The organism is Bacillus bingmayongensis (assembly GCF_000299035.1).
Lineage (GTDB): Bacteria > Bacillota > Bacilli > Bacillales > Bacillaceae_G > Bacillus_A > Bacillus_A bingmayongensis.
In genome coordinates this window covers 1-10,945 of record NZ_JH921530.1, presented here as the reverse complement: position 1 = coordinate 10,945, position 10,945 = coordinate 1, and the positions used below count along the sequence as shown (strand labels likewise).

14 protein-coding genes and 3 pseudogenes are annotated in these 10,945 nt (G+C 33.6%); 10 read left to right on the top strand and 7 right to left on the bottom strand.

Annotated features, from left to right (window positions below; translation table 11 throughout):
- From Y7E_RS0128500 to Y7E_RS0128490, 3 genes are all read right to left on the bottom strand, one after another.
- A partial coding sequence (locus Y7E_RS0128500) for an IS6 family transposase (RefSeq protein ID WP_026049391.1) occupies window positions 1–420 on the bottom strand: 420 nt, incomplete at its 3' end.
- A gap of 43 nt (window positions 421–463) precedes the next feature.
- Window positions 464–661, bottom strand: a complete 198-nt coding sequence (locus Y7E_RS33850; protein ID WP_017154577.1) for a hypothetical protein — start codon at window positions 659–661, stop codon at window positions 464–466.
- A 297-nt stretch (window positions 662–958) separates the two neighbouring features.
- On the bottom strand, window positions 959–1,441 hold the full coding sequence (locus Y7E_RS0128490) for an RrF2 family transcriptional regulator (protein WP_017154576.1): 483 nt from the start codon (window positions 1,439–1,441) through the stop codon (window positions 959–961).
- Between the two features lie 426 nt (window positions 1,442–1,867).
- Here Y7E_RS0128490 and Y7E_RS0128485 point away from each other — a divergent pair.
- From Y7E_RS0128485 to Y7E_RS30635, 6 genes and pseudogenes are all read left to right on the top strand, one after another.
- Window positions 1,868–2,056 (top strand): annotated as a pseudogene (locus Y7E_RS0128485) (Tn3 family transposase); the annotation flags it as partial.
- Window positions 2,057–2,570: 514 nt separating this feature from the next.
- The gene (locus Y7E_RS0128480) at window positions 2,571–3,242 is read left to right on the top strand and encodes a Crp/Fnr family transcriptional regulator (RefSeq protein ID WP_017154574.1); all 672 of its coding nucleotides are present in this window, start codon (window positions 2,571–2,573) and stop codon (window positions 3,240–3,242) included.
- 74 nt (window positions 3,243–3,316) lie between these two features.
- Complete coding sequence (locus Y7E_RS0128475) at window positions 3,317–3,682, top strand: carboxymuconolactone decarboxylase family protein (RefSeq protein ID WP_017154573.1); 366 nt, start codon at window positions 3,317–3,319, stop codon at window positions 3,680–3,682.
- Window positions 3,683–4,158: 476 nt separating this feature from the next.
- A complete protein-coding gene (locus tag Y7E_RS0128470) occupies window positions 4,159–4,848 on the top strand; it encodes an IS6 family transposase (RefSeq protein ID WP_017150282.1) in 690 nt (229 codons plus the stop codon).
- A 55-nt stretch (window positions 4,849–4,903) separates the two neighbouring features.
- A pseudogene (locus Y7E_RS32415) lies at window positions 4,904–5,236 on the top strand (DDE-type integrase/transposase/recombinase); the annotation flags it as partial.
- A 58-nt stretch (window positions 5,237–5,294) separates the two neighbouring features.
- Window positions 5,295–6,122: pseudogene (locus Y7E_RS30635) on the top strand (Tn3 family transposase); the annotation flags it as partial.
- A gap of 82 nt (window positions 6,123–6,204) precedes the next feature.
- Here the strand turns inward: Y7E_RS30635 and Y7E_RS33845 are convergent.
- From Y7E_RS33845 to Y7E_RS0128450, 3 genes are all read right to left on the bottom strand, one after another.
- Window positions 6,205–6,432, bottom strand: a complete 228-nt coding sequence (locus tag Y7E_RS33845; protein WP_017154571.1) for a hypothetical protein — start codon at window positions 6,430–6,432, stop codon at window positions 6,205–6,207.
- Between the two features lie 23 nt (window positions 6,433–6,455).
- Window positions 6,456–6,695, bottom strand: coding sequence for an FHA domain-containing protein (locus Y7E_RS0128455; protein ID WP_017154570.1), 240 nt, complete (start codon window positions 6,693–6,695; stop codon window positions 6,456–6,458).
- A gap of 78 nt (window positions 6,696–6,773) precedes the next feature.
- Window positions 6,774–7,043, bottom strand: coding sequence for a helix-turn-helix domain-containing protein (locus Y7E_RS0128450; RefSeq protein WP_237741422.1), 270 nt, complete (start codon window positions 7,041–7,043; stop codon window positions 6,774–6,776).
- A gap of 194 nt (window positions 7,044–7,237) precedes the next feature.
- Here Y7E_RS0128450 and Y7E_RS0128445 point away from each other — a divergent pair, with 194 nt between their 5' ends.
- Complete coding sequence (locus Y7E_RS0128445; protein ID WP_017154568.1) at window positions 7,238–8,116, top strand: ComEC/Rec2 family competence protein; 879 nt, start codon at window positions 7,238–7,240, stop codon at window positions 8,114–8,116.
- A 44-nt stretch (window positions 8,117–8,160) separates the two neighbouring features.
- Window positions 8,161–8,895, top strand: coding sequence for a hypothetical protein (locus Y7E_RS0128440; RefSeq protein WP_017154567.1), 735 nt, complete (start codon window positions 8,161–8,163; stop codon window positions 8,893–8,895).
- 164 nt (window positions 8,896–9,059) lie between these two features.
- On the opposite strand, the gene Y7E_RS0128435 is transcribed toward Y7E_RS0128440, so the two are convergent.
- Window positions 9,060–9,677 (bottom strand): recombinase family protein, encoded by a 618-nt coding sequence (locus Y7E_RS0128435; RefSeq protein WP_017154566.1) that lies wholly within the window; start codon window positions 9,675–9,677, stop codon window positions 9,060–9,062.
- 450 nt (window positions 9,678–10,127) lie between these two features.
- Here Y7E_RS0128435 and Y7E_RS0128430 point away from each other — a divergent pair, with 450 nt between their 5' ends.
- Together Y7E_RS0128430 and Y7E_RS0128425 are read left to right on the top strand one after the other, a co-directional pair.
- Window positions 10,128–10,448: a helix-turn-helix domain-containing protein gene (locus Y7E_RS0128430; RefSeq protein WP_017149794.1), complete on the top strand. Its 321-nt coding sequence runs from the start codon at window positions 10,128–10,130 to the stop codon at window positions 10,446–10,448.
- Between the two features lie 53 nt (window positions 10,449–10,501).
- A partial coding sequence (locus tag Y7E_RS0128425) for an IS3 family transposase (protein ID WP_017154565.1) occupies window positions 10,502–10,945 on the top strand: 444 nt, incomplete at its 3' end.

Sequence of the window (10,945 nt, the reverse complement as noted above, 5' to 3'; positions counted from 1 at the left end):
ACAAAGTAATGCTGGTGCTTTGTCTGTAGTGAGAACCGCTGGTTCTCCAAACGTTTTGACCAACCTTTTCATAAAAGCATAGGCAGACTGATGATCCCGTTTTTTACGAAGTTGAATATCCAATGTGTGCCCGTCTTTATCAATTGCACGATATAAATAACACCATTTTCCTTTGACTTTTATATAGGTTTCATCTAGTTTCCAAGATAATGGAACGTTTTTATTTTTCTTCTTCCAAATTTGATAGATAAGGTTTCCATATTCATGAACCCAGCGCATGATGGTTGTTGGGTGAACCGAAATACCACGCTCTTTCAAGATTTCAGATACATCGCGATAGCTTAAAGAAAAACGACAATAGTAGCCGACAGCTACCAAAATAATATCCTTTTTAAACTGTTTTCCTTTAAAATACCCCATATATCATTCTCCTGCTCACACTTTTTCTACAGGTTATCTTAGTTTAGAAATCTTTGCAACAGAACCGATTAATTTCAAGAGAGCTTTGAATATCTGCAATTGCCACATTTACTACCGTTGTATCAAGGGTTGCCATTACGAATCCCATTGCCAGGATAACAAGTTTCCAAATGCTAGCGGATGGTTGCACTTCAACCTTAGATGCTTCCATGTTTATATTGTCAGCACGTTGTAATTTCATTTCTAATCAAACCCTCCATTCAGTTATAAAAATTTTATTACACAAGGTCAATTAAAGTGTAAGGAGAATAGAAATGGATTATGTATGTACATAACCCATTCTATTAAGAGATTTACACGATAAGGCAGTGATACATTTTGGAATTTTTAATTTAATATAACAATCCTAATGCTTATAACATAAATTCAATAGGATTGTTATTCTTGCTTCGTTTGGATTGCATTAGAATTCACAATCCTTTAAAAGAAATTATGGTATACCTGTAGAAATAAGTGATAATTCGGTGTTATGAAAACTTTAGTTTATCAACGTCTTCTCACGTATCCACTCGTCTACTTTTTCTACATCATAAAATTCTTCGATCTGCTCCATTAATGTTGTTAATGTTTCTTCACTCATAGCTTGAGCCCACTTATCCTCTACTTTTTTCATAACCCTTGCTAAAACACAGTCTTCTTGAGGATGAGTTTCTTTTGAATCAAAAACAGACAGAGCCATGCCTTTTCCCTGAAAAAAAGCGCCTCTTCCTTCGACTGCTTGGAAAATATCATACAAAGTAATCTCTTTTGGAGATCTTGCTAATGAAAATCCTCCTTTCGTTCCTGTTATTGATTCTACTAACCCGGCCTGTACCAGTAATCTCATTAACTTCTTCAAATAAGATGGGGATACATCTAAACGTTCACTTATTGCTTCGGAAGTTAGAGTATTACGGTCAGGTACTCTTGTTAACAAAAGTAAAGTATAAACAGCTTGTTCCATTCCAGATTTTATGCGCATAAATTAACCATCCTTACAACAGAATCATTTATGGATAATTATTATCCATAAATGATTCTAATCCTAAAAAGGTATACAGTCAATTTATAAATGGAATTTTAAGAATTTTTTTCCAAAAAATCAATCAATTAAACTTCAAAAAAAGGGAATAAAGAAAGGGAATAGCTCTTCTTATAACATCCTAGTGAGAATAATACTAAAAAATTCAAGTTATAAATGTTTTTTTAAAAGTTCTTTCATGTAGAATTCATGAGGAAATGCAAGTTTCAATAAGCTTTTTATTCTATCACATATGTATATATATCAAGGGTATATCCTACAAGCCTGTAAATTTCAAAAAAAAATATTCGAAATTTATTGATGTATTATATTTTATTACCATATAACCCCATTAGGAGCTCAGTGGAAAAAACACCTGAGCCCCCTTATATCTCTCTTGCAATTGAAACATTGCGGAATAATGGCATTCATATTCCAGAGGAATATATTCAACACATCTCTCCATTAGGCTGGGAACATATTGCACTTACTGGTGATTATATTTGGAATTTAAATCAAAAAGTGAATTTTGAAAACTTACGTCCATTACGAAAAAATAGAATAAAGAAGAAATAAAAAACACAGGGAAAATCATTTTCCCTGTGTTTTTTATTTCTTAACAATATGTAAAAATATTCCTTAACGTACAATTTTCTTTTTTCGGTCGTGTGACCCCTATATCGTAGATTAAAAGAACTTGAATAAAGTTCTTTTTTGATTTGTAATTAAATCCCAGAGTGGCCCCTCATACCCAGAATCGTTTCCGTACCCCTTTTAGAGTAATATTATCAGTATGTCCAAGTTTAAGAGATTACTTGCAAGAGCTTTAGAGTTTTTGCACCAGAGCCCAACATTTGATATTGACTCATATATCTCACCATCCATATAGATTTCTAGGTTCTCTAGATACATATGATTGTGATACCATATTTCGAATTTGTACCAGAAAAATTACAATATAGAAGCATTTAGAAAAAAAGAAATCCACCCTTTCTGGTATTATTTTATTAATCCGTTAAGCAACAAAAAAGTTGTTTAATTTACCATAAAGTCGTTTAAACATGGATTTAATAAAGATTAGGAGGAACAAATGATCAGTAAACTAAATCAAGTTATAAAATGTTTCCCTTGCCTGTCCTCTATTGAAGCTACGGAATGGAATAGAACTGATATTTCTATAGTGCAAGTTCCAACCACTCCTGTAGCTTTTGCAAGGGGGCATCGCTTACACCATGCTATTTTTATTTTGGATGGCTGTGTACGCATTTATAGGGTTGGAGAAAATGGCAGGGAGATAACCCTCTATCGGGTTCAGAGCGGCGGCGTTTGTTTAATGATGATAGCTAGCATATTGGGTGATTTAGATTATGAGGCTTTTGCCGCAGTCGAAAGTGATGTTGAAGCCTTAATCATACCGGCCGAAACTTTTCGGAACTGGATACATACATACGATTCGTTAAGCAGATTTATATACGGATTATTTATTCGTAAAATGTCAACTGTGACTCAGCTTGTAGAAGAGATTGCTTTTAAAGGGATAGACGATCGGATTGCAGATTATCTCATTAAACATACCTCTCTGTATTCCGACGAGATAATCATAACCCACGAGAAGTTGTCTATTGAGTTAGGTACAGCACGGGAAGTTGTTAGCCGAACACTAAAGAAGTTCGAGAAGGAGGGACTTCTTACTTTACATCGCGGAAAAATCGTAAACATCCAACGAAAGGCTCTACAACAAAAATTTAGCCGTTTTCTGTGATATAGTTACAGAAATCCTCCTCTTTCAGATTATATGATAATGGGGACAATATTCATTAAGGAAGGAAGATCCCCATGGAAAATCTAAACGGTCTTTACAAAGGAGACGATATTCTTTATCGAAATTCTTATTTAAAACGAATTAATGAGCTTATAAAAATGGCACCAGCATCCTCAAAAGCTTTTTTAACATTTGAGAAGGAAGCGTTTGTATCTGGATTAATACCAACGAAAACAAAGGAACTTATTGCGATTGCGGTGGCTCATACGACTGGTTGTCCCTATTGTATTGATGTTCATGTAAACAAGTATAAGAAATATGGGGGAACTATGGAAGAGGTTTTGGAGGCAATTATCGTTGCATCTGCAGTAAAAGCCGGAGCAGCCTTGAGTCACGGTGTAAATGCCTTAAATGCGTATGAGAAAAACAATATGCTATAGTATATAGTGAAGTATCTTACATTAAAAATTAAATGTAGTGTAGTGTTTCTAAAATAAACTATAGTCATTAAACATAGCAAAAATCCCTGATTTCAATCAAAAAGCAGGGATTTTTTCCATTTTAATGCACTTAGGGAAATGAATAAACTATTATTGCTTATTCATAAAAAGCCCGTTAGAACATTAACGTTGCACCCTATGTAATTGGTCCTATCGACTTGAAATTACCTCGTATATTTTATCTCCAACTTTAGATACTGATAGTGTGCCATCCACAATGATGTCCGAATTCGGTTTAATGGTCTTTAGCATTTCAAGATAGCCCCGCCTACCTTGTGAAATGTAGTTTTCCATTTCAATCAAAATACTTTCATTAGAACTATTTCTAAAATCTCTTATTACTCGACGTGCGGTTCTGTTGCAAAGTTTTTAAAACTAAGCTAAACTTTTGCAAAACAGAGTGAGGAGAATCATACATGAGATATTTTAAAGGAAAGCAATTTAAACAAGATATTATTTTGGTAGCCGTTGGCTACTATTGTCGCTTTTCTTTAAGCTATCGTGATGTCTCTGAAATTTTGAATGAACGTGGTGTTTCAGTTCATCCTACAACCATCATGCGCTGGGTTCATGAATATGGAAACCTTATCTATCAAATTTGGAAGAAGAAAAATAAAAGCATAGAACTATCTTGGAAATTGGATGAGACCTATATAAAAGTCAAAGGAGAATGGCGTTACCTGTACCGTGCAATTGATAAAGAAGGATACACATTGGATATTCAACTTCGTAAAAAACGGGATCATCAGGCTGCATATACCTTTATAAAAAGGTTAGTGAAAACGTTTGGAGAACCAACGGTTCTAACAACAGATAAAGCACCAGCATTACTTTGTGCATTCAAAAAATTAAAGGAACAAGGCTTTTATAAACGTACAACTCATTGTACAGTCAAACATTTGAACAATCTCATCGAACAAGACCATAGACATGTAAAAAGGCGTTTTGCCAAATCTGCAGGATTTCAAAGTATTCGTCATGCTTCACGTACCTTGAAAGGCATTGAAACCGTTCATGCTCTATATAAACGAAAACGAAGTTTGCAACAACCAAACTTCGTTTTTTCGACGTACAATGAATTACAACAATTACTAACGATTGCATAAAATCCATCTGCAATCATACCAACTTTTTATCTGTTAAGAAACTTTGCAACAGAACCGGTTAGTGAAAGCTTTTGGAGAACCAACGGTACTCACAACAGACAAGGCTCCTGCCCTACTTTGTGCGTTCAAAAAACTGAAAAATAACGGTTTTTATGTGCATACGAAACATTGCACCGTTAAGCATTTCAATAATCTCATCGAACAGGATCATAGACATATCAAGCGACGTTTTTCCAAATCGGCAGGATTTCAAAATCTTCGTCATGCTTCACGTACTTTGAAAGGAATCGAAACCATTCATGCTATATATAAACGAAACCGCAGTTTACAGCCAAACTGCGGTTTTTCAACGTACAAGGAATTACACAAATTACTAGTCACTGCCTAAATAGTTTCCCTCGTTTATCAATACCTGTTTCTGCTTTTTTTAACTTTGCAACAGAACCCTTCATGGCCTTGTGATTCCAGGAACCATTCATGATTCTTTATATTTACTTCAATGTGTGTTAGAACAAGATACGAGTTTACAGCCAAAAGAAATCATGACAGATACAGCTGGTTATAGTGATATTATTTTTGGACTCTTTGGATTATTAGGTTATCAATTTAGCCCACGATTAGCTGATGTGGGAGAATCACGTCTCTGGCGTTTTGATGCCATATCAGATTATGGAATTCTAAATCCCTTATCTAAAGGGCGTATTCGTGAAGTTTTGATACATCGTCATTGGGAAGACATGCTTCGAGTTGCTGGCTCTCTCTCATTAAATAAAGTCAATGCAACTCATCTTATCCAAGCATTGCAACAGAATGGAAAACCTACCATGTTAGGGCGAGCAATTGGAGAATTTGGACGGATTTTTAAGACACGTTATTTGCTTTTATACTTAAATGATGAAAACTATCGTCGGAAAATTCTAACGCAATTAAACAGAGGAGAAGCAAGACACAGTTTAGCTAGGGCTGTATTTTATGGAAAGCGGGGAGAGCTTCATCAAGCTTATCGAGCAGGCCAAGAAGATCAATTGGGTGCACTGGGGTTAGTCGTAAATGCGATTGTAGTGTGGAATACTCGTTATATGGAATCAGCCCTACAAGTTCTCCGAAATCGCGGTCATACTCTGGATGATAATGATAATGATATTGCTAGGCTGTCCCCACTTGGACATGAACATATCAATATAGTAGGGCGTTATTCATTTATACTTCCTGAAGAAATAAAAGATGGCCGATTGCGTAATTTAACATATAAAGAAGATCGTTTAATGGAGTAAAATAGAATAGAAATCCTATATTTCTACATGATATAGGATTTCTAATGTCCGCTAATGCTTATTGCGTGATTTGGTTCCATTGCTACACAGACCCCAGTACTTCTTTATCCTTTGAAAACTTATGTGCTTTTATATACAGAACGAACAGATCTGCGCTTAATGTGACAGTCATTCCATCTTTCATACGCTTTAAAATGATGAGATCTTGATTTTCTTGTTCAAACATCTTTGCATTTCCTAAAACCTGATACACTCGACCATCTTTTCTATGAATATAGAATTCACCACGTTTTGGTTTTTGTGCTATCATATCCATTCCTCCTCAATGTTTGTTTAGAATCCATAGAGAAATCCGGCAATTAAATATGTAACAACAATCATAAAAGTGGATAGTCTAAATGTACCGAAGAACCAGATTTGCGAGACAATACAATTATCTATACCAAACCATTCACAAATGGCGTCATATCGCTTATTTAACGCACTTTTTATAGTAAGGTTCATTTTTTCTTTTGTCGTTAAATGTGGTAAAATATACTTGCTGTTAGGAGTTTTTAGATAGGTATTTGCCATCTAGAATCAACCTTTCTTTTATAGTAGTTTACCTGGAAAAGCCCTTCCCTGCTTGGTGGTGGGGGGGCTTTTTCATGTTTATTTACGAGTCAGTCTATTCATGCCGTCACGTGTGACTAACCAGACTTTCCCGCTCTTCCTTGCTTCGTTCTCAGAGAACTTTCCTCGATTACACCATTTATTCACGGTATTCTCTGCAAGTCCCCATAATTGTTCAGCCTCTCTTGTTGTATAAACAGAAAATAGAGGTTCACTCAATTTTCCGTTTTTGATTTCATCCATTACTTGTAATAGATCCCTCCTTTGCTTTGTTAAGTAAATTGTAGTACCAATTTGTCTTGTTTGCAAGACAAATTGGTTGGATTTATCCAATTTTCGTTCGACAAAAAGTAACAGAATATAAAGGGGAATAATAATAAAATTCAATTAATATTGAAGATTAATATAAAAATATTCAGTTGGAAAAATTTTGTGTATAATTAACATTGAAATTAAATATTTCGAATGTTTAATTATAAATATCATGGATGGAGTGGCAGAATATGAGTATTATAAAATCATTTGCTGTTGGTAATGGGGATATGTTTTATATAAGACACAACTCTGATAATTTTAGCATTATAGATTGTTATATGTCCGATGATAATAGAGAGGATATTGTAGATGAAATTATAAATGCCTCTCGAGATAAAGAACTTACTAGATTTATATCAACGCATCCTGACGAAGATCATATATGTGGACTTTCATACCTTGATGAAAGAATTGGGATTGTAAACTTTTATTGTGTTAAAAATGAAGCAACAAAAAAAGATGAAACTGTTGATTTTAAAAAGTACTGTGAACTAAGGGATTCTGATAAAGTCTATTATCTTGAACAAGGTGGCAGACGAAAATGGATGAATCAAAGTGATGAAAAACGGGGAAGTTCTGGAATTAATATTTTATGGCCCAAAATAGATAATGAAATATTTCAAGATGCATTGGAAAAAGCGAAAAATGGAGAAAGTCCAAATAATATTTCAGCAATTTTAAAATATAGTTTAGAAAATGGTGTGAAAGTATTATGGATGGGTGATTTAGAAACGGATTTTATGGATGAAATTCAAGATGAAGTTGAATGGGGAGAAACTGATATATTATTTGCACCACATCATGGGAGAAAAAGTGGAAAAGTACCTAAAGAAATATTGAACAAATTAGAACCTAAACTTATTATTCTAGGAGAAGCTCCTTCGGAATACCTAGATTATTATAAAGGTTATAATACTATAACACAAAACTTAGCTGGGGAGATTACCCTTGAGTGTATAAGCGAAAAAGTACATGTTTATGTATCAAATGAAAATTATGATGTACTTTTTTTAGAAAATGAAGAACACAATTCATTGGATCACTATGTTGGGACGTTAAAATTGTAAAAACATATAGAGCTAAAGAAAAATATGTGTGGAGGAGAATAAAGTTGGAAGAACTGCTGTCCATATTTAGTAAATACGAATTAAAGGCTAGGGTTTTCCCTGCTTTTCTTGTTTTACTACCCATAGCTATTACTGTTCTCATTTGGTATCCGGAGCTTATAAGCATGAGTGGAAGTTTTTATCTAATACTTTTTATAGTAGCTATTTTATTTTTTTTAGCCAAAATATGTAGAGAAAGAGGAAAAAAGGTACAAACAAAGTTACTAAAGGAATGGGGAAATTTTCCTTCTACCCGTATGCTTCGACATAGCAACAATAGTATAGATCCTGTTACAAAGAAAAGATATCATATATATTTACAGAATAATGTTCCGGGTATAGAAATGCCAACGGCAGAACAAGAGTTAGAAAAGCCCGATTATTATGAGCATCAATATAATTCAGCTATAAAATGGCTTATTGAGAATACAAGAGACAATGACCATCTTTTACAAGATAATATTAATTATGGATTTAGTCGAAATTTACTAGGTATTAAATTCTTAGGAATTATATGTTGTGTTATAGCAATTCTAATAAATATTTTTGCTGCATACCAAAGTCATAGTTTAAATTTATTAGCTATTCCGTTAAAAATCTGGTTGTCTATATTAATGAATTGTTTGTTTTTACTATTGTGGATTTTTTACGTTAATAAAGATTATGTTAAGAGTTCTTCAGAAGCTTACGCAAGAACTTTATTATCGAACTGTGAAAACAATAGCCAAGATGCTTCATGATAATCGGTATAAACGTACTTTAAAAGCCGGTTCCATGTACACTAAGGAACTTAAAACAGGATATTGAGCTAATTTCTATTCATAATAAAGTAATTAGAAAAACAAAAGGAACTTGTAGCAATCACTACAAGTTCCTTTTAAGATAATGTTAATAAGACAAATTATTATTTTATTTTTTCTTCATACTGTTTAGCAAGTTTATAAAATGAAGAACGTTTGATACCATACTTTTTCATGGCTCCTACTGCTGTAATTGAACCAGATTTCCATTCCTTGTAAGCATCCGTGAATTCTTCTGTTATTTCAACAGGCGGACGTCCTAAACGTTTACCTTGTTTTCTGGCAAGAGCAATTCCTTCAGCTTGACGTTGTTTAATATCAATGCGCTCTTTTTCTGCAAAGGCAGATAATATTGTCAGTGTTGCTTTTTGAATTGCGCTCTGAATAACATCATTTGTACTTTCTCCAGTGTAATTGACGTTAATGTATGGTTCCTTTATAAATTGTAAATTTACTTTATGCTTTTCGTAATATCTAAATTCTTCCAATGTATCATTCATATTTCTTCCAAGTCTTGTCAAGGAGTCAAACACAATGGTATCTCCTGTACGAACAAGACGTTTTAGCATTTGATAATTCTCTCGCTCCATATTTTTTCCAGATTCTTTATCTATGAAAATATCTCGTTCTTCTATCTCTAAATCCTTCATATTCTGAATTTGCCGTTCTTCGTTTTGATCTTTACTCGAAACTCGCACATATCCAAATTTTTTATGTTTCATATGCTACACCTCATTGATAATTATAACAATCATGTCTGTAAATGTATATAAAATAAACAGATATCTGTAAAGTTTAAAATAGACATTTATAGACGTGATTTTTTATAGGGTTCTATATATCTGTAAAGGTATACTTTTATAGACATACCAAGGACTCACTAGATATTTGAATACATAGTAATGAAAAGTGAACCAAAAGGTGTACCTTTTGATACTGTACAAACAAATTAGTAATAAATTTCCCAATATGGATATTGCCACTATTTTTAGTTATAATATTCAAAATTAATAATTAATGTAATATGATAAAAAAGTGATGGTTATCACCCTATGTGTTTCTCCTTATGTCATAGATAAGACCGAGTTCTGGTATTATCCCCTTTAAGTAGACAGTGTAAAAAGACCATGTACATACATGGATGTTACACTATTACTTGGAGGGGATTTTTCGTGGTTAAAAAAGGTACAACATTCAATACGTATTCAGATGGATTAAAACTATCAGCTGTTCAAAGTTATTTAAATGGAGAAGGCAGTTATCAAGCTATAGCTAAGCAATATAATATCAGGAGCTCTACACAACTTAAGGATTGGGTGAAAAAATATAAAGAATTGGGTGATATTACAGATACTCGTGGAAAAAATAGTGGAACTCAAGGTATTCCTAATCCACTAAAAGGGAAACGTGTCCATTTTAACAGTGTGGAGGAAGAGAGAGACTACTACAAGGCACAGGTTGCATATTTAAAAAAGCGTTATCCAAATCTGTAAAGGGAGGTGCACTGAGGCACAAGGAGCGGTATCGTATCATTGAATCGTTAAAAATGAAATATCCGATCACTTGGCTTACTAAATTCGCAGGTGTACATCGCGCGGGTTATTATAAATGGATCCGTGCGAAAACAGCTAAAAATGTACGATCAGAAGCGGATCAACAATTAAAAAAAGTGATACAATCTATCCACCTGAAGTACAAACAATACGGCTATCCACGTATGAAAATAGCTTTACAGGAGGAAGGTTTCTTTGTAAATCATAAAAAGGTTTATCGATTAATGAGTGAGCTCAACATTCAATCTATTATTCGTAAGAAGCGACGCTTCTTTAGAGGGAATTATTCGAATACTTTTCCAAATGTTTTAAACCGTGAATTTAAAAATCGAAAACAAAATGAAGCGCTCGTTACAGATATTACATATTTACGAATCCAAGATGGATTTCGCTATCTCTCTGTCGTGCAAGACATTTATAATAATGAAATTGTTTCT

Excerpts from the sequence above, each read along its gene's own strand:
- Y7E_RS33850 (WP_017154577.1), bottom strand. The coding sequence starts at position 661 with ATGAAATTACAACGTGCTGACAATATAAACATGGAAGCATCTAAGGTT.
- Y7E_RS0128490 (WP_017154576.1), bottom strand. The coding sequence starts at position 1,441 with ATGCGCATAAAATCTGGAATGGAACAAGCTGTTTATACTTTACTTTTG.
- Y7E_RS0128480 (WP_017154574.1), top strand. The coding sequence starts at position 2,571 with ATGATCAGTAAACTAAATCAAGTTATAAAATGTTTCCCTTGCCTGTCC.
- Y7E_RS0128475 (WP_017154573.1), top strand. The coding sequence starts at position 3,317 with ATGGAAAATCTAAACGGTCTTTACAAAGGAGACGATATTCTTTATCGA.
- Y7E_RS0128470 (WP_017150282.1), top strand. The coding sequence starts at position 4,159 with ATGAGATATTTTAAAGGAAAGCAATTTAAACAAGATATTATTTTGGTA.
- Y7E_RS33845 (WP_017154571.1), bottom strand. The coding sequence starts at position 6,432 with ATGATAGCACAAAAACCAAAACGTGGTGAATTCTATATTCATAGAAAA.
- Y7E_RS0128455 (WP_017154570.1), bottom strand. The coding sequence starts at position 6,695 with ATGGCAAATACCTATCTAAAAACTCCTAACAGCAAGTATATTTTACCA.
- Y7E_RS0128445 (WP_017154568.1), top strand. The coding sequence starts at position 7,238 with ATGAGTATTATAAAATCATTTGCTGTTGGTAATGGGGATATGTTTTAT.
- Y7E_RS0128435 (WP_017154566.1), bottom strand. The coding sequence starts at position 9,677 with ATGAAACATAAAAAATTTGGATATGTGCGAGTTTCGAGTAAAGATCAA.